This is a genomic window from Shewanella sp. FDAARGOS_354 (assembly GCF_002209245.2).
Classification (GTDB): Bacteria; Pseudomonadota; Gammaproteobacteria; order Enterobacterales; family Shewanellaceae; genus Shewanella; species Shewanella xiamenensis.
In genome coordinates this window covers 4,863,297-4,888,748 of record NZ_CP022089.2, presented here as the reverse complement: position 1 = coordinate 4,888,748, position 25,452 = coordinate 4,863,297, and the positions used below count along the sequence as shown (strand labels likewise).

At 46.3% G+C, this 25,452-nt stretch carries 21 protein-coding genes and 1 pseudogene; 8 read left to right on the top strand and 14 right to left on the bottom strand.

Translation table 11 applies throughout. From position 1 onward, the window contains the following. Window positions 1-52 precede the first annotated feature (52 nt). From rpoS to mazG, 11 genes and pseudogenes are all read right to left on the bottom strand, one after another. A pseudogene (gene rpoS, locus CEQ32_RS21945) lies at window positions 53-1,034 on the bottom strand (RNA polymerase sigma factor RpoS). An 81-nt stretch (window positions 1,035-1,115) separates the two neighbouring features. Further along, a complete protein-coding gene (locus CEQ32_RS21940) occupies window positions 1,116-2,012 on the bottom strand; it encodes a peptidoglycan DD-metalloendopeptidase family protein (protein ID WP_088586875.1) in 897 nt (298 codons plus the stop codon). Between the two features lie 59 nt (window positions 2,013-2,071). Next, on the bottom strand, window positions 2,072-2,707 hold the full coding sequence (locus CEQ32_RS21935; protein ID WP_055648575.1) for a protein-L-isoaspartate(D-aspartate) O-methyltransferase: 636 nt from the start codon (window positions 2,705-2,707) through the stop codon (window positions 2,072-2,074). After that, window positions 2,704-3,453, bottom strand: coding sequence for a 5'/3'-nucleotidase SurE (gene surE, locus CEQ32_RS21930; RefSeq protein WP_088586874.1), 750 nt, complete (start codon window positions 3,451-3,453; stop codon window positions 2,704-2,706). The genes CEQ32_RS21935 and surE overlap by 4 nt, the downstream gene beginning before the upstream one ends. Then, on the bottom strand, window positions 3,450-4,577 hold the full coding sequence (gene truD / locus CEQ32_RS21925) for a tRNA pseudouridine(13) synthase TruD (RefSeq protein ID WP_088586873.1): 1,128 nt from the start codon (window positions 4,575-4,577) through the stop codon (window positions 3,450-3,452). Before truD ends, surE begins: the two co-directional genes overlap by 4 nt. Window positions 4,578-4,606: 29 nt before the next feature. Continuing rightward, entirely contained in the window at window positions 4,607-5,086 is a 480-nt protein-coding gene (gene ispF / locus CEQ32_RS21920; RefSeq protein WP_037421163.1) for a 2-C-methyl-D-erythritol 2,4-cyclodiphosphate synthase, read from the bottom strand. A 51-nt stretch (window positions 5,087-5,137) separates the two neighbouring features. Next, entirely contained in the window at window positions 5,138-5,887 is a 750-nt protein-coding gene (gene ispD / locus CEQ32_RS21915; protein WP_088586872.1) for a 2-C-methyl-D-erythritol 4-phosphate cytidylyltransferase, read from the bottom strand. A 10-nt stretch (window positions 5,888-5,897) separates the two neighbouring features. Continuing rightward, the gene (gene ftsB / locus CEQ32_RS21910; RefSeq protein ID WP_011625569.1) at window positions 5,898-6,197 is read right to left on the bottom strand and encodes a cell division protein FtsB; all 300 of its coding nucleotides are present in this window, start codon (window positions 6,195-6,197) and stop codon (window positions 5,898-5,900) included. 100 nt (window positions 6,198-6,297) lie between these two features. Next, the gene (gene eno / locus CEQ32_RS21905; protein WP_088586871.1) at window positions 6,298-7,593 is read right to left on the bottom strand and encodes a phosphopyruvate hydratase; all 1,296 of its coding nucleotides are present in this window, start codon (window positions 7,591-7,593) and stop codon (window positions 6,298-6,300) included. A 213-nt stretch (window positions 7,594-7,806) separates the two neighbouring features. After that, window positions 7,807-9,447: a CTP synthase gene (locus tag CEQ32_RS21900; protein WP_088586870.1), complete on the bottom strand. Its 1,641-nt coding sequence runs from the start codon at window positions 9,445-9,447 to the stop codon at window positions 7,807-7,809. 116 nt (window positions 9,448-9,563) lie between these two features. Then, on the bottom strand, window positions 9,564-10,442 hold the full coding sequence (gene mazG, locus CEQ32_RS21895; protein ID WP_088586869.1) for a nucleoside triphosphate pyrophosphohydrolase: 879 nt from the start codon (window positions 10,440-10,442) through the stop codon (window positions 9,564-9,566). 557 nt (window positions 10,443-10,999) lie between these two features. Here mazG and CEQ32_RS21890 point away from each other — a divergent pair. From CEQ32_RS21890 to CEQ32_RS21880, 3 genes are all read left to right on the top strand, one after another. Next, window positions 11,000-11,440 (top strand): hypothetical protein, encoded by a 441-nt coding sequence (locus CEQ32_RS21890; protein WP_088586868.1) that lies wholly within the window; start codon window positions 11,000-11,002, stop codon window positions 11,438-11,440. Between the two features lie 58 nt (window positions 11,441-11,498). Beyond that, window positions 11,499-12,476 (top strand): transposase, encoded by a 978-nt coding sequence (locus CEQ32_RS21885; RefSeq protein WP_088586145.1) that lies wholly within the window; start codon window positions 11,499-11,501, stop codon window positions 12,474-12,476. A 406-nt stretch (window positions 12,477-12,882) separates the two neighbouring features. Further along, window positions 12,883-13,251: a ribonuclease E inhibitor RraB gene (locus CEQ32_RS21880; protein WP_037421185.1), complete on the top strand. Its 369-nt coding sequence runs from the start codon at window positions 12,883-12,885 to the stop codon at window positions 13,249-13,251. 662 nt (window positions 13,252-13,913) lie between these two features. Here the strand turns inward: CEQ32_RS21880 and relA are convergent. Beyond that, window positions 13,914-16,121: a GTP diphosphokinase gene (gene relA / locus CEQ32_RS21875; RefSeq protein WP_088586867.1), complete on the bottom strand. Its 2,208-nt coding sequence runs from the start codon at window positions 16,119-16,121 to the stop codon at window positions 13,914-13,916. A gap of 189 nt (window positions 16,122-16,310) precedes the next feature. Beyond that, on the bottom strand, window positions 16,311-17,660 hold the full coding sequence (gene rlmD / locus CEQ32_RS21870) for a 23S rRNA (uracil(1939)-C(5))-methyltransferase RlmD (protein ID WP_088586866.1): 1,350 nt from the start codon (window positions 17,658-17,660) through the stop codon (window positions 16,311-16,313). A gap of 101 nt (window positions 17,661-17,761) precedes the next feature. Between rlmD and barA the strand changes: the two genes are divergently transcribed. The 3 genes from barA (at window position 17,762) to CEQ32_RS21855 (ending at window position 21,519) form a co-directional block, all read left to right on the top strand. After that, entirely contained in the window at window positions 17,762-20,569 is a 2,808-nt protein-coding gene (gene barA, locus CEQ32_RS21865; RefSeq protein WP_088586865.1) for a two-component sensor histidine kinase BarA, read from the top strand. Continuing rightward, window positions 20,544-21,143, top strand: a complete 600-nt coding sequence (locus CEQ32_RS21860) for a YjaG family protein (protein ID WP_088586864.1) — start codon at window positions 20,544-20,546, stop codon at window positions 21,141-21,143. Before barA ends, CEQ32_RS21860 begins: the two co-directional genes overlap by 26 nt. Before the next feature lie 142 nt (window positions 21,144-21,285). Further along, window positions 21,286-21,519 carry a DUF3319 domain-containing protein gene (locus CEQ32_RS21855; RefSeq protein ID WP_037421131.1) on the top strand — a complete coding sequence of 78 codons (234 nt, stop codon included), beginning with the start codon at window positions 21,286-21,288 and terminating at the stop codon, window positions 21,517-21,519. 2 nt (window positions 21,520-21,521) lie between these two features. Here CEQ32_RS21855 and lldR read toward each other — a convergent pair whose 3' ends face one another. Then, window positions 21,522-22,421 carry a LysR family transcriptional regulator LldR gene (gene lldR / locus CEQ32_RS21850; protein WP_088586863.1) on the bottom strand — a complete coding sequence of 300 codons (900 nt, stop codon included), beginning with the start codon at window positions 22,419-22,421 and terminating at the stop codon, window positions 21,522-21,524. A 252-nt stretch (window positions 22,422-22,673) separates the two neighbouring features. Here lldR and CEQ32_RS21845 point away from each other — a divergent pair, with 252 nt between their 5' ends. Both CEQ32_RS21845 and recN read left to right on the top strand, forming a co-directional pair. Beyond that, window positions 22,674-23,636 carry an AEC family transporter gene (locus CEQ32_RS21845; protein ID WP_088586862.1) on the top strand — a complete coding sequence of 321 codons (963 nt, stop codon included), beginning with the start codon at window positions 22,674-22,676 and terminating at the stop codon, window positions 23,634-23,636. Between the two features lie 129 nt (window positions 23,637-23,765). Further along, a complete protein-coding gene (recN, locus tag CEQ32_RS21840; protein WP_037421122.1) occupies window positions 23,766-25,424 on the top strand; it encodes a DNA repair protein RecN in 1,659 nt (552 codons plus the stop codon). Window positions 25,425-25,452: the final 28 nt, after the last annotated feature.

Sequence of the window (25,452 nt, the reverse complement as noted above, 5' to 3'; positions counted from 1 at the left end):
TTGGGCGTTTTTTATGACTTGATGAACGGGTTTAAGGCTAAATAGCTAAACATTAGTTTCTAAATAGAGCCTCTACAGAGAGACCTTGAGCACCCAGCAGATCACGTAGGCGTTTAAGGGCTTCTACTTGTATTTGGCGAACACGTTCACGGGTGAGGCCAATTTCTGCGCCGACGTCTTCAAGGGTTGAGGGTTCATAACCCAATAAGCCAAAGCGGCGCGCTAACACTTCTCTTTGCTTGGTATTGAGTTCGTTAAGCCATTTCACCACTGAGTTTGAAATGTCTTCATCTTGTACTTTGTAGTCAGGGCCTACGTTGTCGTCATCGGCAAGCACATCGAGTAACGCCTTGTCGTTATCACCACCTAAGGGGATATCGACAGAAGTGATCTTCTCGTTAAGCTTCAGCATACGGCTGACGTCAACACTGGATACTTGTAGTTTCTCGGCAATTTCTTCTGCCGTAGGTTCATGGTCAAGTTTTTGCGCTAATTCCCGAGCTGTACGTAAATATACGTTAAGCTCTTTTACTACATGGATAGGCAAGCGAATTGTGCGAGTTTGGTTCATGATTGCACGTTCAATCGTTTGTCTGATCCACCAAGTCGCATAGGTTGAGAAACGGAAACCTCTTTCTGGGTCGAATTTCTCGACAGCACGTATCAAACCAAGATTACCCTCTTCGATTAAATCCAGCAGCGCAAGACCACGATTATTGTAACGACGGGCAATTTTAACCACGAGTCGCAGGTTGCTTTCGATCATGCGGTTACGGGATTTTTCGCAGCCTTTTAAGGCTTTACGGGAAAAATAAACTTCTTCTTCTGCACTAAGCAGTGGGGAAAACCCTATTTCACCTAAATAGAGTTGTGTGGCATCAAGATTTTTTTTGCAGGTCATCTTGAACCTGTTGTTCGAGTCCTAGTTCTTGAACTAAATCAGCGGCGATATCCTCTTTCTCGAGATCAAACTCTGCGGCATCAACGGAAAAATCTACTAGTTCTTCTACGGCAGTGCTATTTATGCGGCTCATGATCGAATCTCCCAAACCTAATTTAACTGCTTGTATTACTGCAATTTATTATCCTCCATGCCAAAACAAGGCCCTAAACAATCATTGCTTAGGTAAGTAGTTGAGTGGGTTAACAGACTGACCATGGTAACGAATTTCAAAACGTAACATTACTTGATTAGTACCTGTACTACCCATTTTAGCAATCGTCTGCCCAGCGAGGACATGTTGCTTTTCGTCGACTAAGATCTGATCCGCATGAGCATAAGCACTAAGGTAATCGTCACTATGCTTAATAATGACTAAATTACCATAACCCCTAAGCGCACTACCTGCGTATACCACCCGCCCATCTGCTGCAGCTTTGATGATATCTCCACGTTTTCCTGCGATCTTAATACCTTTATTTCCCTGCTCATTGGCAGAGTATGTTCCTATCAATTTACCTCTTACAGGCCATTGCCACTGGCTTACACTATCGGGTAGTGTCGATGTCGGAGCAATAATTGAAGGGTTAATATTTTGTTGGGAACTTGTTGCAGAATACGCAGGCTTTGCTTTCTGATCAAGTGTTTTTTTCTGTGTTTCACTAGATACAGAATTCTGAGAAAAATCATCATTAACTGATTGTTTTTTATTTTGATTATGCTGATAACCACCTTTACTTACCGAATTAATTCCACCTAAAGTCGTAGAAGGTTTACTATTTTGATTATGGTCATATGTTAAATACAAAACCTGACCAGGATAGATGGTATACGATTTATCTAATTGATTAATTTTAGCAATTTCGGCGTAATCTTTGCCTGCAGCCCAAGAAATAGAGTAAAGAGTGTCGCCTTTCTTAACTTTATATGAATTAGATTTAATATTGCCTTTGTTGTGCTTTGAATAATTGTGGGAAAGACTTTCGACAGGTGCGGGGCGACTCGCCTGAAAGCTACAGCCCGCAAGCAACAACAGTAAACTGAGGTTTAAAAGTAAACCCGCATTCAACAATAAAAACTCCTTTTTGGGGCTATCTTACTGTTTTAGTAATTTATAAATCGATAAACGCGCTATGCAAGCTCACCATTTACTAAAGGAACAAATTTGACTGTCTCTATCACTTCAGAACTAAAACTATCCAAGTGACGCGTAATCCGCATCAATTGCTGCGTTTCTTCACCCACGGGGATAATTAATACACCGCCTTCGGCTAACTGGGATAATAACGCTTCAGGAACCTTTGCGGCAGCTGCGGTGACCATAATGCCATTATAGGGACTACGATTCTGCCAGCCCTGCCAACCATCGCCATACTTAAAGGAAACATTATGCAGATCGAGCCGCTTTAATCTTTGCCTTGCTTGGATTTGTAACGTCTTTATACGTTCCACAGTGCAAAGCTCTGGTACTAATTGGGCGAGAATCGCCGCTTGATAACCTGAGCCCGTTCCCACCTCAAGCACCTTATGGGGTTTATGTTGAAGCAGTAACTCAGTCATTCGCGCCACGATATAAGGCTGAGAAATGGTTTGCCCTTGGCCAATAGGTAAGGCTGTATTCTCATAGGCTTTATGGGCTAACGCATTATCAAGAAACAATTCGCGTGGGGTATAGGATATTGCCTTAAGCACGGCTGGATTACGGATCCCCGCATCCTGAAGCTTTTTCGCTAAATTCACCGCCGATGTTAAGGCAACTCGAGTCATATTTTATCTACCCAATTTTGCAATATCGATAATTGTTTATACGCGGTCAAGTCTACGGTTAACGGAGTGATCGACACATAACCATGAGCAATAGCATGGAAATCGGTACCTTCACTCGCATCTTGTTCAACACCCGGTGGGCCGAGCCAAAAAATTTCTCGTCCTGCGGGATCTTGCGTACGCACAATGCCTTCAGCTTTATGCCGCGCTCCAAGGCGCGTCACTCTTATGCCTTTAATCTCATCCAACGGTAAATCCGGCACATTGATATTGAGGATCTGATCACTGGCAATCGGGTGCACTAATAGCCCCTGCACGATTCGCCGCGCGTAAACGGCGGCAGTGTGATAATGCTTAAAGGCTTTGCCATTAAGCGAAATCGCTACTGCGGGGAAGCCTAAAAAACGCCCTTCCATTGCCGCCGCGACCGTGCCCGAATATAAAGTATCATCCCCCATATTCGCGCCAGCATTGATGCCCGATACCACCATATCCGGCTCACCATCACAGAGCTCCCGTATGGCTAAGTGGACGCAATCTGTTGGTGTACCGTACACAGAAACATAACCATTATCTAACCTATTAATTCTTAATGGATTAGTCAAGGTTAAAGAGTTACTTGCACCGGAACAATTACGATCAGGTGCGACCGTCATCACAGTGGCGATTTCGGCGAGCGCCTCGGTTAAGGCTCTGATCCCCGGCGCATTCACACCATCATCATTACTGACTAAGATGCGGATCATGAAGCGGACTCATCAGACTCTGGCGCACTGGTTTCTGGTGTATCAAGCTCTGCCGTCTGACTCTCTGTTGCAGTATTCGCCTCAGGCGAGACCGTCGCTTGCCATTGCAGCTCTTTCACATCTTGATAATCAACTAGCTCTCTTAACAGCGATGTCGCAAAGCTGCCCGCAGGTAAGATAAATTCGAGCACTAATCCATCCGTAGTTTGCTCGTATTTAAGACCTTGAGGTTCGAGCAGCAATGGACGACGCTCCTGCTCAAGCCCCGCGTGCTCAAGGCCGTAGCAATCTTCGCTCAGCTCTGCCATTGCAAGGGTTTCAACCTCGGCGGCTTCGCCCTGCGGCAGCATTTTTCCGCGTCCCCAAAGTGGGGCAGAAAGCTGAATATCTTTCTCAATCAAGCGTTTTAATACAACTAAGTCCCATTCTGGCGTAACGAAAAAGCTCTTACTGCCCGCCAGCATCACGCAATCCCCCGCTAAGGGTTTAGTACCATGATTCGCTAAACGATAGGAGACGACGGTATTGAACAGATTGGAGCGCACCGCAGACAGATACATGCTGCGCTTATTACGGTCTTTCACCTTTTTGCCCGCCAGCATTTGCCGTCCCATCACTAGGTTTTTACCATCGTGACCGAAACGCTGCTCACCAAAATAATTAGGCACACCAATCTGGCTGACTTTTTCGATGCGGCTGATAATGTCTTCCACGTTTGTGACATTGCGCAGGGTAAGAATAAAACGGTTGCCCAAGAGCGCGCCAATACGTAGTTTTTTGCTGTGACGACTGCTGGATAAAACAGTTAAGCGCTCGCTGTTTAGCTCGCTCCACGCTGGTGTTTCTTTACCTGGGATACGAATACCAAACCACTGCTCTGTGATGGCATTTTTATCTTTTTGTCCGGCATAGGTCACTTCTTTGGGATGAACCTTAGCGAACTTCGCCAGCATTTCAGCCACTTGCACCGTATTCAGCCCATCCTTACGAATGTGGACTAAATGATGCTCGCCCTCGCCCGACGGGCTAAAAGGCAAAATCTCTTTCACGATAAAGTCGCTGTTAACAGTTCTTAAATCTGCGGTGCCCGTCGGTTTGCCGTACAGGTAATGTAGTTCGCTCATGGGTCTTTCTTATCTCTTAAAGTTGCAGGCTATTGGCGACTGAGTAATACGACGGCTTCGACCGCAATGCCTTCTTTACGGCCGGTAAATCCGAGTTTTTCGGTAGTGGTCGCCTTAACGTTGATATCGGCAATGTCAGCATTAAGATCGGCTGCCAACACGTGGCGCATATCCTCGATATGCGGCGCCATCTTAGGCGCTTGGGCAATGATAGTGACATCCAGATTACCCAGCTCAAATCCCTTCGCCCGCGCTAACGCATAGCAATGGCGCAGCAAGACGCGACTATCGGCGCCCTTATAGGCGGCATCGGTATCGGGGAAATGTTTACCAATATCCCCCAAGGCCATCGCCCCTAAAATGGCATCGGAGATGGCATGCAGCACCACATCGCCATCGGAATGAGCCACCAGCCCGGTTTCGTAGGGGACTTCGACCCCACATAAAATTAACGGGCGTGGTTCACCAAATTTATGGACATCAAAACCATGGCCGATTCGGATTTTCATTACTTAATTCCTAACGTATTTAATAAATTGCGCAATTCACTCAGCTTGCATTCAAGCATTCGCGCGCAGTAAAAAGAGCTCTGCCAACTCCAAATCATCGGGATGGGTGACTTTAATGTTATCCGCCCGCCCAGCGACCAAACCAGGGGAAATACCCGCCCACTCCATCGCCGAAGCCTCATCGGTCACGACAGCCCCCGCGGCAAGCGCGGCTTTTAAATGTAATCGCAACAAGGAGGTTGGAAATAACTGCGGCGTCAACGCATGCCAGAGATTATCGCGGCAAACGGTCGAGCTAATTTCACCTAAGCTATTGGCGCGCTTCATGGTATCCCGCACAGGCATGGCCAAAATCGCCCCCTGGGGAAAGTGCACCCGCGATGCCAGCAATTTATCTATGTCCCCCGCCATCAGGCAGGGTCTGGCCGCATCGTGTACTAAAGCCCAACCATTATCAGGCGCCTTATCGAGTGCCGCCAATACCGAGTCGGCGCGCTCAGAGCCGCCAATGACAGTCACCAGCTTGGGATGCTTAGCCTGCGGTAACACAGCAAACTCGGTATCCTCAGGATGCAGTGCCACAATCACTTGGTTAATTTGCGGATGGGACAATAACTTGTCTAAGGTATGGGCCAGAATGCTTTGCCCCAGCAAGGTTAAATATTGCTTGGGTTTGCCCGCGCCCATGCGACTGCCAATCCCCGCGGCGGGCACAATCGCGACCACATGGTGCGAGAAAGGATCAATTTGAACTGCAACTTGGGTTTCGACCTGCGGCGCGGCTTCTAATACGGTATCCATAGGCGCTCCGTTACTGCGAGGGACTCGATACTGAACGGTCACCGCCCACCACGCGATAGAAGGTTTCACCTTCTTTCACCATGCCTAGCTCGTTACGCGCCCGCTCTTCAATCGCTTCGGTACCACTCTTAAGGTCGATAATTTCCTCTTTAAGCACCTGATTACGCTCATTGAGTTTTGCATTACCTTCTTGCTGAGCCGCGATCTGTTTTTGCAGAACAAAGTATTCGGGCAGGCTGTTATCGCCCGACCACAGCCGATATTGCAGCAAACCGAGAAGCACTATGAGTGCAATGACAAAGAATTTCATGGAGGAATTAGCGTCAGTATCTTGAATTAAAAAAATATACTGCAGATAGTACAACAAAAAAGGCCACCAAGTGGTGGCCTTTTTACATCAGACGACTAAATTACGCCTGACCTTTGATTTCTTTCAAACCGCGATATGGCGCTTTTTCACCTAATTGCTCTTCGATACGCAGCAATTGGTTGTATTTAGCAACACGGTCAGAACGGCACAGTGAACCCGTCTTGATTTGGCCAGCCGCAGTACCTACCGTTAAATCAGCGATAGTAGCGTCTTCAGTTTCACCGCTACGGTGTGAAATCACCGCAGTGTAACCCGCTGCTTTTGCCATACGGATAGCCGCTAAGGTTTCAGTTAATGAACCGATTTGGTTGAACTTGATCAGGATTGAGTTAGCGATGCCGTTCTCGATACCACGGGTTAAGATCTTAGTGTTAGTTACGAATAAATCGTCGCCCACTAATTGGATCTTGTCGCCCATGATCTTAGTTTGGTATGCCCAACCATCCCAATCTGACTCGTCCAAACCGTCTTCAATAGAGACGATTGGATATTGTTCAGTCAGTGACTTCAGGAAGTCAGAGAAACCGTTTGAATCGAATACTTTGCCTTCGCCAGACAGATCATATTTACCGTCTTTGTAGAACTCAGAAGCCGCGCAGTCTAATGCCAGAGTCACGTCAGTACCCAGCTTGTAACCTGCTAATTCAACAGCTTCTTTGATTACCGCTAATGCATCAGCGTTAGAAGACAGGTTAGGTGCGAAACCACCTTCGTCACCCACAGAAGTGCTTAAACCTTTACCGTGCAGTACTTTTTTCAGGGTGTGGAAAATCTCAGCGCCCATACGTAAAGCTTCGCGGAAGTTTTTCGCGCCAACAGGTTGAACCATGAATTCTTGGATATCAACGTTGTTATCCGCGTGCTCGCCACCGTTAAGGATGTTCATCATAGGCACTGGCATAGCGTATTGGCCAGGTGTGCCGTTTAATTCAGCGATGTGAGCGTATAGAGGCATGCCTTTGAATGCAGCAGCCGCTTTAGCCGCCGCTAAAGACACAGCTAGAATCGCGTTAGCGCCTAACTTGTCTTTGTTTTCAGTGCCGTCTAAGTCGATCATGATTTGATCGAGTTCTGCTTGTGCTGTTGCATCTTTACCGATTAATGCTGCACGGATAGGGCCGTTTACGTTAGCCACAGCAGTTAATACACCTTTACCTAAGTAACGGCTCTTGTCGCCATCACGCAGTTCCAGCGCTTCGCGGCTACCGGTAGAAGCACCAGATGGCGCAGCCGCCATACCGATAAAACCACCTTCTAAATGCACTTCGGCTTCAACTGTTGGGTTACCACGAGAATCCATGATCTCGCGACCAATCACGTTAATAATCTTAGCCATATTACCCTCGATTTAAGTTTAAAAGAGAAAAGAAAAAACCAATACCAATGGGAATTAACAGATGTAGAGTACGACCAAAATCTTTAAATTCCGTTTACTATTTCCGTCTATACGCATGTCGTTTATACACATGGGTATGAGTTTTGACTCATGATTACGCGGCCTGAGTGTAACAAAAGGCCGGGCCCACTGTCGCGGGTCCGGCCTTAAAATTTATTTCTTCAGATCACGTTTTTGATGTGCACTTGCGGCAGCAACGAAACCTTCGAACAATGGATGACCATCGCGAGGGGTCGAAGTGAATTCTGGGTGGAATTGACCCGCAACAAACCAAGGATGATCTTTCAGCTCAATCATCTCAACCAGTTTACGGTCAGAAGATAAACCACTAAATACCAGACCCGCTTGCTCTAAACGTTCTCTGTACTTGTTGTTCACTTCGTAACGGTGACGGTGACGCTCAACACAAGTGTTACCTTTGTACGCTTGCGCCGCTTTTGAACCTTCAAGCAGGTGACATAACTGCGCACCTAAACGCATAGTGCCACCTAAATCAGAGGCCTCATGGCGTTGTTCAACGTTACCTTCTTCATCAACCCATTCAGTGATTAAACCAACCACTGGGAATGGCGTTGCTTTATTGAATTCGGTTGAGTGTGCATCGGCCATGCCAGCAACGTTACGGGCAAATTCAATCAGCGCCACTTGCATACCTAAACAGATACCAAAGTACGGCAGCTCGTTTTCACGGGCATATTTAGCCGCCTGAATCTTACCTTCCACACCGCGCTCACCGAAGCCCCCTGGGACTAAGATACCGTCTAAACCTTGTAAGACTTCATCGCCTTTGGCTTCAACGGTTTGTGAGTCGATATACTTGATAGTCACAGATACGCGGTTTTTCAGGCCTGCGTGTTTTAACGCTTCGTTGACTGATTTATAGGCGTCTGGCAGTTCGATGTATTTACCCACCATACCAATCACGACTTCGCCGTTTGGATTGGCTTCTTGGTAAATGACGTTTTCCCACTCAGACAAGTCAGCTTCGCGGCATTCTAAACCAAAACGCTTAACCACTAAGTCATCTAAACCCTGCGAGCGCAGCAGCGCAGGGATCTTGTAGATGCTGTCGACGTCTTTTAATGAAATAACTGCACGTTCTTCAACGTTACAGAATAACGAAATCTTCGCACGCTCGTTGGCAGGAATCGCACGGTCGCCACGGCAGATCAATACGTCTGGTGCAATACCGATAGAACGCAACTCTTTTACAGAGTGTTGAGTCGGTTTCGTTTTCACTTCGCCCGCAGCGCCTAAGAATGGCACTAAGGTTAAATGCATAAACAGGGTACGATCGCGGCCCAGTTCAACGCCTAATTGGCGAATAGACTCAAGGAATGGCAGTGATTCGATATCACCCACAGTACCGCCGATTTCAACGATTGCCACATCGTGACCTTCGCCACCAGCTAATACTTTTTCTTTGATCGCGTTAGTGATGTGCGGGATCACCTGAATTGTCGCACCTAAATAGTCACCGCGACGTTCTTTACGTAATACTTCTTCGTAAATACGGCCAGTGGTGAAGTTGTTACGACGGTTCATCTTAGTGCGGATGAAACGCTCATAGTGGCCAAGGTCAAGGTCTGTTTCTGCGCCGTCCTCAGTCACAAACACTTCACCATGTTGCGTTGGGCTCATGGTACCTGGATCAACGTTAATGTATGGGTCCAGTTTCATGATGGTTACATTGAGACCACGGGCCTCTAAAATTGCGGCTAATGAAGCGGCTGCAATGCCTTTACCTAGTGATGAAACCACACCACCAGTAACGAAGATATACCTTGTAGTCATGCTGAACCTGAGAAAATGAGTTTGAAAATACGTGCTTGTAAGAAAGCACTAGGACGGGGCAGTAGTATACCAAAGGTGTTGCCATTCGACAAACACCAATCCGGATAATTTGCCCTTTATCTTGGCTCGCCCTGTTTAACCTTATCCCAGTAGGCATCTAACTCTTCTAAGCTATGTTCTTCTAATGCTTTATTATTTTGCCTTGCAAATGCCTCAACACCTTTAAAACGGCGTTCAAATTTAACATTGGCTTGTCGCAGCGCTTGTTCTGGGTCCACCTTTAAATGACGCGCCAAATTCACCACTGCAAATAATAAGTCGCCCATTTCGGCCTGCACTTTGGCTTGGTCGAGCGTTGGCTGATTCACTTCCGCCAGCACTTCATCAATTTCTTCATGGATTTTTGCGACAACGGGCTCAAGCTCAGGCCAATCGAACCCGACACGAGCGACCCGCTGCTGAATTTTGATAGAACGGGATAACGCCGGCTGCGCACGCGGAATATCATCAAGCACAGAAACTTCGCTTGGTGAAGTCACCCCAGCCGCCAATGCCTTTTGTTCACGCTCGCTGGCTTTGATCGCTTCCCAATTGGCTTTCATTTGCTGACTACTGGCATCGGCCTCAAACACTTCATTACCAAACACATGGGGATGACGGCGGGTCAGTTTGTCGGTGATTTTATTAACGACGGTGCTGAAATCAAACCTGCCCTGCTCTTTACCAAGCTGGCAATAAAACACTACTTGGAATAATAAATCCCCCAGCTCATCGGGCAATTCGTCTAGGGCTAAACGTTCAATCGTGTCAGCCACCTCATAGGCCTCTTCGAGGGTAAAAGGCACTATGGTTTGAAAAGTCTGCGCCTTATCCCAAGGACAACCCGTTTGCGGATCGCGCAGCTTCTCCATAATCTTCAGTAGCGGCGCAACATCGGTTGCAGAAAATGCTGTTGCTGAAAGCTCAGAAATAGAAGGCGTGGTATGGGAGGTCATGCTGATATCCTTTCAAGAGAGTCGACACAGGTGCAGGATGCGTAAACAGGAATACACTCAAGCTAAGTCGCAACGAAGGCTGTAATAAGGGCAATAAGGCGCTAATGATAAAGTAGCCAAGCTCAAAGTGCTATTTTGAGTCTGGTATTAGGTTTTAACGAAGAGGATATGCCCCATTGTGCGTTGGCAAATTGGCATCTAGCTAACTCCAACAGAAGAACATTGACCCAATTTAAGTAATGCTACAGAGTTTTAGCCTGATCCTTTATCACCTCCTAACCAATGAAAAAATATGGTACGAGTGTTATTCTAAATGCAGTGATTTAAAGTCAATAATTAATCAATCGTTAGCATAACACAATAAGAAAGCTAAAATGATATCAAGTAATTACCCATCAAACCGTATAAAAAACTTCTATCGCAAAAAAGCAAATCCCTATAGCATCATTTGTACCAATTGACATGGATGTGGCAGCGGCCAAGTCCAGCAAGCGATTTATGTGCAGCAAACAGCACAGCGTATAAATACTAAGACGTGATGCATCGGAGGCATCTGCATGAGAACAAAGCCAAATGGTCATATATGGATGGCAGCTGAACAATTTTTTAATGCTGCAGAGCACATTTGGAATGATGACACCGCTGAACTTGAACGTTACGTGTACCCGCTGATAGTAAATTACGCCTTCAGTTGTGAGCTAAGCCTAAAAGCATCAGAGGGCTTAGTTAAATTTTCAGAAGTCACGCCCGACGGACTCCTGAAGGCTGTAAATACTGAGTCAGCCGTTCGAGGTCACGACTTGTACGCAATCTTTACGCAGTTAAAGCCAGAAACCCAGAGCGCGGTTGAGACGAATTTTCTCACATCAACAGGAACTCCACTTATCCCATTACTAAAGAAATACTCGAAGTACTTTTCTCATGGTCGCTATTCATTCGAGCAATTTGGTGGCTCATATTATCTATCTGGGGAACAAAACATGGACACCCAACCTTAATAGCGAGGTAGCTAACCTCCGACTATGCTTTGGTTAAGCATTGAACAAGGAGGTTTATATGCCGCGCCCTCGCAGAACTCAGATAAGTCTTGAAGACACGCCCTATTACCATTGCTGTAGCCGCGTGGTGCGGCGGGCATTTTTATGTGGTGATGACAGTTACTCGGGTAAAAATTATGACCATCGTCGAGGTTGGGTAGAATCGCTAATGTTTGAACTTGAAGCTGTTTTTGCTATTGATATCGCAGCCTTTGCCGTGATGTCTAATCATCTGCATCTGGTGTTGCGAGTCGATATCGAGACGGCAAATCGTTGGACTGACCGCGAAGTGCTTGAGCAGTGGCATAAGTTGTTTAAAGGCGATGAGTTAACGCAAAAATTCGCTAAAGGTGAGTTAGTCGAAGCCCATCAGGTCAACCGATTAAAGCACTCAATCGCCCTTTATCGTAGTCGTTTGTGTGATATCTCATGGTTTATGCGCTGCCTTAACGAACCAATAGCAAGGCAAGCAAATCAAGAGGATAACTGTACAGGTCGTTTCTGGGAGGGGCGATTTAAATCGCAAGCCCTACTCGATGAAGCTGCGGTATTAGCCTGTATGACCTATGTTGATTTGAATCCGATTCGAGCGCAACTTGCTGATACACTAGAACAATCCGACCATACCAGTATCCAACTACGTATTCGGGCCGCATTAAAAGGTGAGCAGCCGAGTAATCTATTACCGTTTATTGGTAACGAGTGTGACAACCAACCCAATGGCATTGCGTTTTCCTTAACCGATTACCTTCAATTGGTGGAAGATACAGGCCGAATCATTCGCAATGATAAACGTGGAAGCATTAGTGAAAATAGTGGTAAGTTACTGACCAGATTAAATATCCCCCATGACAATTGGCTCAAATTGACTACCGAGTTTGGTAAGCTATTTCATGGTCCAGTAGGCACATTACAAGAACTGACTCATTACTGCGAACACTTAGAAAAGCGACGACGGCACTTTGTCGCAAGCTGCCAGCACTTTTACAGTGACTGACAACTGCTTATATCCCTTCGACAACAATCATTGCCTAAAACTTCCCAAGCACTATGGGATGACTTACCTCGTCTGAAATACACTATTTTTGAAGGAATTAGCTCAATTTATTACCTCAGATGCTATCCCTGTGACTTTTGATGGTTCTTTTTTGAACAATATTAACTTTTACAAGTTGTAGGTAAACGGAAAGTGCATTATGTTGTTGATTCAAAATGGGTGGCTCGATCTATTTATTTAATCGGAAGCTGATAAGTTCATTACAATACAGATAGTTAACTGTGTTGGTCCAACAACGTTAACCATTATCGCGCATGCGCACAGATAAAATGTTAGAAGAAAAATGAATATTAGAACATTCCTACTAGGTTTGATAATTGCCAATTCATATGCATATGGGGCAGATATGAGAGATATCCCTGGGAAAAAAATAACACTTGATTCCTTAAACGAAATGTTCCAGAACATAAAAAATGAAACATCATGGAATATATCTGGCCCCATGCTCTGGGGGTATTTCTTTACACATCACGAGCCACAGAAATTAGAGCAAGCAGCCGAAGAATTAATAAAACAAGGATATAAATACGTAGATATATACTTGTCTGATAAAGATGATCCTAATGAGCCAGATATCTATTGGTTACATGTAGAAAAGGTTGAAATTCATTCACCTAAGACACTAGATAAAAGAAACGATGAACTATACATCTTTGCAAATAAGTATGCTTTGGATAGCTACGATGGAATGGATGTTGGACCTATGAAGCAATAGTGCATCTAATATAAGTTGCCCAACCGTCTGCTATAGCTCACTTGGCCTCGTTGCGGCTCTTACTATTTTGCAAAAGATAAATCCATAGATATTTTAATCCGAATTTAACGAGTTAGAGTTATTGAGATAACTCATTTATATCCCAAAGTGAGCTCATGAATCACTCTACACCAGACTGATTCACGCGAGCCGCTAAAATCCCTACCATGCCCCTATTATCCGTATTTAGACTGGAGATATTGAGTGTTGGTTGGTTTGTTGCCAAACGAAGCATTGCTATTAGAAGAGCTAATCCAAATCAGGCTAAGAAGGGGGAATAATCTAGCAAGCTTTTGTCCCAAAACGAGACAAGTACCTTCTTTCAAACCGACAGATTACGCCAATACTAAAAAGGTGAGCCATGGAGATTAGCGAGACGACCGTCCGCCCCATGGACGGGGCGGTCGAGCATCCAAGGACGGACTTGCTGCGCGTCGGGGAGCAAGTGCCATGGCTCATCCATCAATCTTCCGCAGCTTTCAATTGACCAAATAAGTGATTTAGCCGTATAGGTATTAGCACTCCTATTTTAACGCTTTTCCCTACAAACTCCCAAATACAAAAAAGCGGTAGCGCTTTATGCCCTACCGCCTTTTACAACCGATAACCAATGGAGTCGAGAATTACAATCTGCGCGCTTCTATCACGCTATCGACTTGTGAGAGCTTAGATAACACCCGCGATAAGCCATCGAGGTTGTATAGCTCTAATTCCAGCTCGATGGCTGCCGTCTGATTCTTAATATCCGATGAGGAGCTCATGGCGAGCACATTGGATTTTTCGGCGGCAAGTACCGAGGTGAGATCCCGCAATAAGCCACTGCGGTCATGGGCTAAGACGCGCAAGCGCATACGATAACCACCAGAGTAATTTTCGCCCCAAACCACATCGACGCCACGCTCTGGGTGAACGCGCATCAACTCTTTCACCTGCTCACAGTCGGAGCGATGCACCGAAATACCACGCCCTTTGGTGATAAAACCTAAAATTTCATCCCCAGGCACGGGCTGGCAGCAACGGGCGATATGGCTGAGTAAGTTACCCACGCCATTCACTTCCACCTGCCCACGGCTGTTGGTACCAGATTTGGGTTGGCTCTTCTTAACTAATTCTTCAACCGCATCTTCTTCGCTCGCCTCATCGAGGCGCAACTTACTTTGAATATGGTTAACGACCTGATGTAAACGCACATCCCCGCCGCCGATTGCCGCAAGCAAGTCGTCCATACTTGCCATATTAAAACGTTCAACGGCGATGGCAGCATCTTTGATTTTAAGGCTCAGTCGCGCCAGCTCGGCTTCGAGCATTTCTTTACCGGCGATAATGTTTTTATCGCGGTCTTGCTGCTTAAACCAATGCTGAATTTTCGAGCGCGCACGCGATGTGCGGATATAACCTAAGTTGGGATTGAGCCAATCACGCTTAGGATTGGGGTGCTTCGAGGTGATGATCTCGATACGCTCACCCGTTTCAACCTGATAAGTAAACGGCACGATGCGGCCATCGACCTTAGCACCGATACACTTATGGCCGACCTGCGAGTGAATATAATAGGCAAAGTCGAGCACGGTTGAGCCAAGTGGCAAGTCGACCACTTCACCGCTTGGGGTAAACACATAGACTCTATCTTCAAACACTTGGCTGCGGACTTCTTCGACCAAGTTGCCGCTTTCGACCACGTCCTCCTGCCATTGCAGAATTTTTCGCAGCCAATTGATTTTTTCTTCGTAACCGCTTTGCTTACCGGAGTGATTACCCTCTTTGTATTTCCAGTGCGCGGCAACCCCCAGCTCTGCATCTTCATGCATATCTTGGGTACGAATTTGAATTTCAACGGTTTTCCCCTCAGGCCCCACCACAACCGTATGGATGGATTGATAACCGTTAGGTTTAGGGTTGGCCACGTAATCGTCGAACTCGCGCGGGATATGGTGCCAAAGTGTATGCACCACCCCTAAGGCGCCGTAGCAGTCCTGCAAACGTTCGGTGACAATCCGCACGGCGCGCACGTCAAACAACTCATCAAACTTGAGGTGTTTGCCCTTCATCTTGCGCCAGATGCTGTAGATATGTTTTGGACGACCATACACCTTAGCGCGGATATGATCCTCATCGAGGCGTTGTTGCAACTGTTCAACAAATTTTTCGATATAGACTTCGCGGTCTAACCGCTTACCATCAAGCTGTTTGGCAATGTCCTTGTAGGTATCTGGATGCAGATAACGGAAGGAAATATCTTCTAATTCCCACTTTAACTGACCAATCCCCAAACGGTTAGCGAGCGGCGCATAGATATCGGCAATTTCACGGGCCAGCAAGACGCGGGTTTCTTCGTCGGCATTTTTCACGGCGCGCAGCAAACAAACACGCTCGGCCAGTTTTATCACCACGGCGCGCACGTCTTCGACCATCGCCAGCAACATGCGGCGGATATTGTCGATTTGCGGCTCGGTTGAGCGGCTATTGGGATTGATTTTTAACGCGCCAATGGCATCCATGGTCACCACGCTGGCGACTAACCGCGCCAGCGGCTCACCAAACTTTTCTTTGATCGCTTCTTCGTCTAATAAACCGGCATCAAACACCACAAACAGGATGGCCGCTTGCAGCGTCTCAATGTCCATATTCAGAGGCGCGAGGATTTCAATCATCTCGCGGGCACGTTCGAGCAGTTCTCTTTTCGCGGCAGGACTCTTAGCGGGTAAAGCATCGACCTGCTCAATCAGGGCGAGTAAGGTTTGCGCCTCCTCGACATGACTAACATAGCGAGCCACCCACTCTTCAAGATGAAAATCGGGATCATTAAAGTGCGCTTCGCGAACAGAGACCATCTAATTTATTTCCTTATTCGTGCTCAGAGAAAAGTGGCACCACCTCGGCACTCCTATCTTCAGCATTGGCACGGACTTGTCAAACCCAACGAGACGAAACTTCACATTTTTTACGTTATTCAAACGCTTTGCTTACTTTACACTCGAATAACGCGGGCAAATGAGAAAACCTTGCCCGACATACAAGCCTTATTTTGCAAGCTCAAACAACGCCATGGCTTCGATATGATGTGTCTGCGGGAACATATCGATTAAGCCTAACTTTTGTAACTTGTAGCCACGTTCGAGCAACACCGCACTGTCGCGGGCTAAGCTCGCCGGATTACAAGACACATACACCACTTGGCGGGGCTTCATCTTCTTAAGCCATTGCAAACTCTCAAATGCACCCGCGCGCGCAGGATCGAGTAGCAATTTATCAATCTTGCCCATCCAAGGCTCGCAGGATAAATCGGCACTTAAGTCGCCATGGTAAAAGGTTAAATTGCTTAAGCCATTTGCCGCCGCGTTTTCACGGGCTTGGCTGACCATTTCTGGTACCCCTTCAACCCCAATCACTTCGGCGCCCAGTTTAGCTAAAGGCAAACTGAAGTTCCCCATACCGCAGAAGAGATCGAGAATACGCTCACCCGGCTGCGGTGCTAACCAGTCTAACGCCTGCGCCACCATGGCCTTGTTAATTTGCGAATTGACTTGCACAAAGTTGCCAGGGGTAAAGGTTAAGCTCACAGGCGTTGCATCGGCTTTATCATCGAGCAGCTGATAGACGGGCAATAACAGCGAGCCATTCACCCCATGGAACTCACCGTCGTTGTCTTGCAAACAAATATGGATTTGATGCTGCTCGGCAAACTGCGCAAGCTTTACCATGTCCTTATCGTTTAAGGATTTAGTGATTCGAATTACCGCAAAATGACCATTGTCGGCGTCAATCAATTCTAAGTGCCCAAGACTCGATTTGGCCGCAAGTTGATTAAGTAACTTAGCAAACGGGGCGATTAAATCCGATAAGGGCTTAGCCAAGACTAAACAGCTATCAATAGGCACCACTTGGTTGCTGCTCGATGCACGAAACCCAAGGCTTAACTGCTTGGTATTTTTATCAAATAACGTTGCAAGTCGGGCGCGGCGGCGATAGTGCCAACCTTCGCCCGTCAATGCGGGCACTGAGTTGCCTTCGGCGCCGGCAAATTTGGCCATAATATCAATCAAGGCCGCCGACTTATGCTCACGCTGGCCAGCTAATGACATATGCTGCAAATCACAGCCACCACAGCTTTGGTAGTGTGGACATAGCGGCGTGACTCGCTCAGCGCTTGGCGTCTCGACTTTAATCAGCTTGGCTCGGGCATAGTTTTTCTTTTGTTCGGTCAGCTGCGCCTGCACGATTTCACTGGGCAAAGCGCCGGGGATAAATACGACTTTTCCCTGATGTTGTGCTATACCTGCCCCAAGGTGATCGAGCTGTTGCACGCTAAAGGATTGCTTCGCGGACAATTGCTTGGAACTATTTGGTTTTGCTTTAAAAAATTGTGCCATTTCGGCCTCTAAATCAATAAAAAACTGGTCAAGACCGCCCTTTTTCTGGCAGTCTTATAAAATTATATCGTCCCTAGAACTTAGGAAACTGCGCTGCGGCTATGAACCCTGTCAACAACATGACCAAATACAGCTTACGTTCCTGGGTTCTGGTGCTTGCGCTTGCGCCGACGATCTTAGTCGGTATTCTGCTGGGCAGCTACTTTACCATAAATCGCTTCTATGAACTCGAAGATACGCTGATTGAACAGGGCAGTAATATTATCGAGCCTTTAGCGATTGCCAGCGAAGTGGGACTGGTCGGTAATGATAGGGAAGCAACGAAAAGACTCCTTGCCGCAGCCCAACTCAATAAATCCACGCTGGTTAAATCGATTGCGATTTTTGATATCCATAATCAACTCTTTGTTACATCGCACTACCATAAAGATTTCGAGATCATGCGCTACAAAGAGGCGCTAACCAATCTTCACAAAACCGAAATTGAACATGTAGGCGACAGCCTTATTCTACGCACACCGATCTTTGCCACCGCTCAGCCTACGGGTGGCGAGCCTGCAAATTTTGATATCCAAACCGATAATGGCGAGTTACTCGGCTATATTTCGGTCATTATCAATAAAGAACGCGCCTTGCTAGAGCAACACAGAGCCGCCGTGGCCGCCTTTATTATCGTGTTGATTGGGGTGCAATTGAACCTGTTGTTTACCTTTCGTCTGGTTAAAAACGTCACCCAGCCGATTACCGAAATGGTGCGGGTGGTCGCCAAAATCCGTGAGGGTAAACTGGATGCGCGGCTCGAAGGCAATCTTATCGGCGAGCTGGATCTGCTAAAACGCGGCATTAATGCCATGGCAGGATCGTTATCGGAATACCACGATGAGATGCAGCAAAATATCGATCAGGCGACCTCGGATCTGCGGGAAACCTTAGAGCAGATTGAGATCCAAAACGTCGAGCTCGATTTAGCCAAAAAACGCGCGTTAGAAGCCAGCCGCATTAAGTCAGAGTTTTTGGCGAATATGTCCCATGAACTGCGAACACCGCTTAATGGTGTGATTGGTTTTGCCCGTCAGCTCGTTAAAACCCCGCTGCACTCGAGCCAAGTCGATTACATTAATACCATTGAGCGCAGCGCGACTAACCTACTGGCGATTATCAACGATATCCTCGACTTCTCGAAACTTGAAGCCGGTAAAATGGTGTTAGAAAACATGCCATTTGGTTTAAGGGAAACCCTAGGTGAGACAATCACTTTAATCTCCGGCAGTGCGCAGGCCAAAGGGCTTGAGTTAGTGGTTGATATTGCGCCGAATGTCCCCGACAACGTTAACGGCGATGCCATGCGTGTATGCCAAATTATCAATAATTTAGTGGGCAATGCTATCAAGTTTACCGACTCAGGCAGCGTACTGGTTAAATTAGAATTACAAGCGCAGACCGATGAACAAGTGGTACTGCGCTGTGATGTTATCGATACCGGGATTGGGATTGATGAAAGTCAGCAAGACTTCCTGTTCCAAGCCTTTGGTCAAGCGGACTCCTCGATTTCCCGCCGCTTTGGCGGAACAGGGCTTGGATTAGTCATCACCAAACGCCTCGTCAATCAAATGGGCGGCCAAATTGGCTTTACCTCGTCAGTGGATAAGGGCTCTAACTTCTGGTTCACCCTACCATTAGGCCTTGGTCAATTCCAAATTGGTGATTCACTACCGCTTGAAAAACTGAAAGATAAAACCGTGCTCTTTTATGAGCCCAGAGTACTCACCCATTCAGTGATTAGTCGCCAACTAACACAGTGGGATACTAAGGTCACTCATCATCAACATATTCCTAGTTTGCAGACAACCCTATCAACGACTGAGCATCCGTTTGATTATGTGTTATTGAGTTGCCATGGATTTAGCAATCCCAATCAATTGGTGAGTACGTTAAATCTAGCCAAGACAAAAACAGATTGTTTAGTCGTGCTATTCGACTGCCAAGAGCAAGACATGTTAAGTCAGTTTATTCGCCCCAATGCTGACGTGGTATTGTCTCTGCCAGTAAGCGAGCACCAACTGGCGCGTAATATGCTCTATCCACCAATGGAATATGACCTATTACCACCCGCAAGTATTACAGTTCCAGCGGCGCGCCAATCGCTTACCGTATTAGCGGTGGACGATAACTTCGCCAATTTAAAACTGATTGATACGCTGCTTAACGAACTAGTCACTACCGTTATCGCCGTCAATAGCGGTGAAGAAGCGGTAAAACAGGCGAAGACTCGCACTTTTGATCTTATCTTTATGGATATCCAGATGCCAGGCACCGATGGCATCAGCGCGACCAAGCAAATTCGCCAAGGGTCGATGAACCGCAATACGCCGATTATTGCCGTGACCGCCCATGCAATTGCCGAGGAACGTGAGCTAATTTTAGGTAGTGGCATGGATGGTTATTTGCCCAAACCCATAGATGAAGCCGCACTTAAAGCAGAGATTAACCGCTGGATTACTCGGCCCAAATTCACTCACTTTGATTTACATACCCTCAACTGGGATCTTTGCTTAACCCAAGCTAACCATAAGTCTGACCTAGCCTTAGATATGCTACGCATGTTATTGGAATCGTTACCTCAAACGGTCTCGGCGATAGAGACGGCACTGAGTCAAAACGATCAAACCACGATGCTCAGCACTATCCATAAACTTCATGGCGCCAGTTGCTATTGCGGGGTGCCGACCACACAGCGATTATGCCAAGAGATTGAATCGGCATTGAAACGTGATGCCCGTGTCGAAGATCTCGAACCGGAAATACTAGAGTTACTTGATGAGCTAACTAAGGTAGAATCGGCGGCAAAACAAGTGCTATCACAGCTATCAGCGGAAATAACAGATGACCAAAAAAACGGGCTTCTTTAAGCGTTTAAAAGCGCTAGAACTACCACAGAAAAAACTCTTTGCCATTGCCCTTTGCCAACGAATGTTGCCTAACTATCAACTGTTTTCAGAGGTTTGTGAGTTTGGTGATCCTGCGGTATTAAGCACTGTGCTCGAGCTTCTTTGGCAATCCCAGTACGACAATAAGCTGAAATTCAACATCGATGTGCATCTGCAACGCTTAGAAGATAACACCCCAGATCCTGCCGATTTTGATAGCTATGGCGTATACCCAGCAATGGATGCCGTGGTTGCGCTTTCCACTTTGCTTGGGGCGATTCAAACCAACCTTGAGGAAGATATCACCAATATCAGCAAGTTATCCTCAAGCACCGTGGCGAACTATATCGAGACCATCAGCGATGTGGATTTAACCGATGATGCCTTAGATGACTACGTCTTCGCCCATGAAGTGATGGAAGAAGAGCGCGCGCTACAAAATACCCTACTGGAAATTATCGAAGAAAATCCTAAGATTACTGCCGAATTAGTGAAGGGTTTACGCAAAGAGATTATCGAAGCGGGTGTATCGAATATCGGGATCAGCGTCGCATAATAAACCCTTTTAAGGTCTAGGGTTTATCTCTTCAGTTGCCTTGAAAATCCGGTGATGTTACCTAACATTTTTACTGCTTAGGTAGCATCAGCTACGGGTTTGAATCACCGGAGGATAGAGTTAACTCTATAACCCATTCAATATGAAAAAAATTGTTTATCAAGGTTTTATTTTAACCAATAGCGAAGGCCTTACCGATACCTGGAAACTCACTATAGGCGGGCAAAACCGTATTGGTTCTCTATTTGAATTACGCCGTTTAGTGAATTATTACCGTGAGCTTGGGATTGTGCCCGCCACCCGCGCGAGCCTGCAAGATGCTAAGCAAACGCAAAACTCCATGAGCCAAAATACTTTAAAACCCCGTAAACGTTAATCTTAAGCCATTGAAAAAAGTTCAGGCGCTTTGGATTGCATAAACTCGATAAACACCTTCACTTTCAGCGGTTGCTGACTACGCTGGTGATAAAGAATCGAAATTCTACGTTGTTCGCCAATCCATTCCGGTAAGAGCACTTTTAAACGCCCTTCTTTAATCTGTTGTTTTACGAATAATTCTGGCCCATACAGAATACCACCATGATCTAAGGTCGCCTGAATCGCGCCATGGAGATCCGTGAGCGTGAGTTTTGTTGGGCCATTAAAATAGAAAGACTCGCCATTAGGATGCTTTAAATGCCAATTAAACAGCGGCCAAACTTTGATCAACTGATGGTTTTCAAGATCATCGGGATGGATCAATTCAGGGGCATGGGCTAAATATTCCGGCGTCGCAAACAAACGATAATCAAGCTCACCTAAAGTACTCGACACCCAAGAAGAATCAGGCTGTGCACCACCGACAATCGCGACATCAATCCCTTTATCAATTAAATCCACTAACTCATTGCTTTGGGAAATGTGTAAACGAATATCGGGATATAAACGGCCAAACTCGTTTAATGCGTGAATAAAGATAATTGAAATAATTGAGATTGGCGCAGCTATCCGCAATGTGCCTTCAGGTTTATCGCTGCCAATGCCACTGAGTTCATCGAACTGCGCAATCACACTCTGATATCGCTGAAATAACGCTAAACCTTCCTCAGTTAACCTCAGCTTGCGGGTACTTCGCATAAACAATTGCTTATCGAGCTTTTCTTCAAGCTTGGCCAGCTTACGGCTCACAGTAGCGATAGGCATATCGAGCACTTTCGCGGCTTGAGAAAAACTGCCCGCATTCACCAAATGCACAAACAGATAAATTAACTGCAGCTCAGCGCCAACATCATCAGCCATGTTCAATCCCATCGTTTAGCGTGAGTGCCGCTCACAGATATAAGGCACTAACTCATTGTGTTTTAAACGTAGAATTATTCATTTCTACGACCATAGCGCAATAGCTTCCAAGGCTAATCCTATGCTATTTTGCCAATAAGTTTACTGCGCTAACACCGATTATCGTCAATTACCCTAGGTATTATTCCCTGCTAGCGCACCCACAACGTCTTCTTGCGGGAAAGCAAAAACACAAAAGGATGAGTGAGGGATATGACCATTTTAACCCCTCTGTTTGCCGTCTTCGGGATCATGCTGCTCGGCACACTTGTACAAAAACTGCGTTTTCTCCCAGTAGAAACCGACCAAGTGCTCAATCAATATGTCTACTATATTGCGTTTCCTGCCATTCTCTTGATTGCACTGGCCCAGCAACCGATTGAAGAAATTCTGCAATGGGGATTTATTGCAGGCTATAGCGCCGCCATGCTGATGATTTATCTGATTTGTGTTGGTATATCCTTACTTTTCAATCCTAAACAGCATGCAATTGCCGCCGTGCGCGCCTTAAATGCCACCTTTGGCAATACCGCATTTATTGGTATTCCGCTGCTGGTGATTATATTTCCTGAACAACAAAGCGCCCTAGTTGCCGCCGCCATAGCCAGTTTATTGTCCGTGCTTATGTTTGCCGTGGCCTTGGTCTGGCTGGAGCTTACGACAAATACCCACAGACAACACCACGCCGTAGTGATCATGTGTTTAGCTGTGGTTAAAAATCCCATCGTTATCGGCTGCTTTATCGGCATTGCAATTTCGGCATTGGGGATAACACTGCCCTCTGGCGTAGCGATGATGTTCCAACAAATTGGCAATACCTCAAGCCCCTGCGCTTTATTTGCCGTTGGCATGGTATTAGCCAAAGCCATGCGCTACCAAAAAGATAGCAAGGTATTTAGCCTGACGAATCTTATCGAACTTAGCCTTATCAACCTCTTTAAATTAATCCTACAACCCGCATTGGTTTTCTTCATGCTTAAAAGCGTTGGCGTTAGTGGAGATTACTTAGTGATGGGTGTAATCCTCAGTGCCTTACCTACGGCGGCCAGCGTCTATTTACTTGCTCAGCGCTATAACACCCAAGCCTCAACCAGTGCGCAGGGGATATTATTTGGCACTATAGTGACTTTTTTTAGCTTACCTATTTTAGAACAACTTGTTAAAACCTATTCATAAACAAGCGATTAAACTCTAGCTTATTGCAATGTGTCGAATATTTACCCAAAGCCACTTTACTGTATATAAAATCAGTATATACTGTTTATCAATACAGTGATTTGGTAAGTTATTCGACAGGAACTCATTATGCTTTGCCAACTCAGCATTAATAATTTCGCTATCGTCCGTTTTCTCGAACTGGATTTTCGTCCCGGTATGACCAGCATTACTGGTGAAACTGGCGCAGGTAAATCCATCGCCATCGACGCCTTAGGTTTGTGCCTAGGTAATCGTGCCGATGCCAGTAGTGTTCGCCCTGGTGCAAGTAAAACCGAAGTCAGTGCTCGATTTTCACTACACGATGTTCCCCTTGCCAAACGTTGGCTCGAAGATAACGATCTCGAACTTGATGATGAGTGTATTCTGCGTCGAACTATTGGCAGTGATGGCCGCTCACGCGCCTACATTAATGGCAATCCTGTGCCGTTAACTCAACTGAAATTACTCGGGCAATTGCTGGTCGGTATCCATGGGCAGCACGCCCACCATGCTATGCTAAAGAGTGAGCATCAACTCACCTTGCTCGACAGCTACGCCAATCACAGACTACTGATAGACACAGTGGCAGCAAGCTATCAACGCTGCAAACAAATCGAAGCCGAACTCAAGCAATTAGAAGCCTCACAGCATGAACGTATTGCCCGAAAACAGCTGGTGCAATATCAAGTTGAAGAGCTAGATGAATTCGACCTCAAGGTCGGTGAATTTGAGGACATTGAGCAAGAGCATAAACGCCTCGCCAATGGCACTGAACTGGTGGATAGCTGCCAAGCCAGCCTATATTTACTCACAGATGGCGAAGAGAGCAATATTGAGTCACTGCTTAACAAGGCTGTAAGCCTTGCTGAAAATTTGCAAAGCTATGATCCCGCATTAACCAATGTGAGTACTATGTTGAATGAGGCCCTAATTCAAGTACAAGAGAGCGCGGGAGAATTACAGCATTACCTGAGTAAACTCGAACTCGATCCCGCGCATTTTGCCTATTTAGAGGAACGACTCTCAAAGGCTATGCAACTGGCCCGTAAGCATCATGTTAGCCCTGACAAATTAGCCGAACATCATTTGGCACTCAAAGCGGAACTCACAACCCTCGATGACGATGAAACTAAGTTAGAGGAAATCCAACTCCAAGTTGAAGCGAGTAAAACCGCTTACTTAGCGAACGCACAAAAACTGAGCCAGAGCCGCGCCCGTTATGCGAAAGAACTGGATAAGTTAGTGACTCAATCTATCCACGAACTCAACATGCCCAAGGGTAAGTTCACCATTGAAGTGAATTTTAATCCCGAGATTATGTCGGTAAATGGCAGCGATAATATAGAGTTTATGGTCACCACCAACCCAGGCCAGCCTTTACAACCGATTTCACGGGTAGCCTCTGGCGGTGAATTGTCGCGTATCGGTTTAGGCATCCAAGTGATTACCGCGAAAAAGGTTGCCACTCCTACCCTGATTTTCGACGAGGTGGATGTCGGAATTTCAGGCCCGACCGCAGCTGTGGTTGGACGAATGCTGCGTAGTCTAGGAGAATCGACTCAAGTACTTTGTGTAACCCATTTACCTCAAGTTGCTGGTAATGGCCATCAACATATGTTTGTGAATAAATTCAACAAGGCGGGCAGTACAGAAACCACAATGATGCCTTTGGATAGGGAGCAACGTATCCAAGAATTAGCCAGACTTCTTGGTGGCGATACAATTACTTCTAACACTCTCGCCAATGCACGAGAACTATTACAGTAAAAATACAGTAAGCCACTGCAACGAAAAT

Coding starts and splice junctions, on each gene's coding strand:
- relA (WP_088586867.1), bottom strand. CDS start 16,121: ATGGTCTCTGTTCGCGAAGCGCACTTTAATGATCCCGATTTTCATCTT.
- eno (WP_088586871.1), bottom strand. CDS start 7,593: ATGGCTAAGATTATTAACGTGATTGGTCGCGAGATCATGGATTCTCGT.
- mazG (WP_088586869.1), bottom strand. CDS start 10,442: ATGACCTCCCATACCACGCCTTCTATTTCTGAGCTTTCAGCAACAGCA.
- CEQ32_RS21890 (WP_088586868.1), top strand. CDS start 11,000: ATGAGAACAAAGCCAAATGGTCATATATGGATGGCAGCTGAACAATTT.
- ispD (WP_088586872.1), bottom strand. CDS start 5,887: ATGGATACCGTATTAGAAGCCGCGCCGCAGGTCGAAACCCAAGTTGCA.
- CEQ32_RS21845 (WP_088586862.1), top strand. CDS start 22,674: ATGACCATTTTAACCCCTCTGTTTGCCGTCTTCGGGATCATGCTGCTC.
- CEQ32_RS21860 (WP_088586864.1), top strand. CDS start 20,544: ATGACCAAAAAAACGGGCTTCTTTAAGCGTTTAAAAGCGCTAGAACTA.
- barA (WP_088586865.1), top strand. CDS start 17,762: ATGAACCCTGTCAACAACATGACCAAATACAGCTTACGTTCCTGGGTT.
- CEQ32_RS21855 (WP_037421131.1), top strand. CDS start 21,286: ATGAAAAAAATTGTTTATCAAGGTTTTATTTTAACCAATAGCGAAGGC.
- ispF (WP_037421163.1), bottom strand. CDS start 5,086: ATGAAAATCCGAATCGGCCATGGTTTTGATGTCCATAAATTTGGTGAA.
- CEQ32_RS21880 (WP_037421185.1), top strand. CDS start 12,883: ATGAGAGATATCCCTGGGAAAAAAATAACACTTGATTCCTTAAACGAA.
- CEQ32_RS21900 (WP_088586870.1), bottom strand. CDS start 9,447: ATGACTACAAGGTATATCTTCGTTACTGGTGGTGTGGTTTCATCACTA.
- recN (WP_037421122.1), top strand. CDS start 23,766: ATGCTTTGCCAACTCAGCATTAATAATTTCGCTATCGTCCGTTTTCTC.
- rlmD (WP_088586866.1), bottom strand. CDS start 17,660: ATGGCACAATTTTTTAAAGCAAAACCAAATAGTTCCAAGCAATTGTCC.
- truD (WP_088586873.1), bottom strand. CDS start 4,577: ATGAGCGAACTACATTACCTGTACGGCAAACCGACGGGCACCGCAGAT.
- CEQ32_RS21935 (WP_055648575.1), bottom strand. CDS start 2,707: ATGACTCGAGTTGCCTTAACATCGGCGGTGAATTTAGCGAAAAAGCTT.
- surE (WP_088586874.1), bottom strand. CDS start 3,453: ATGATCCGCATCTTAGTCAGTAATGATGATGGTGTGAATGCGCCGGGG.
- lldR (WP_088586863.1), bottom strand. CDS start 22,421: ATGGCTGATGATGTTGGCGCTGAGCTGCAGTTAATTTATCTGTTTGTG.
- CEQ32_RS21885 (WP_088586145.1), top strand. CDS start 11,499: ATGCCGCGCCCTCGCAGAACTCAGATAAGTCTTGAAGACACGCCCTAT.
- ftsB (WP_011625569.1), bottom strand. CDS start 6,197: ATGAAATTCTTTGTCATTGCACTCATAGTGCTTCTCGGTTTGCTGCAA.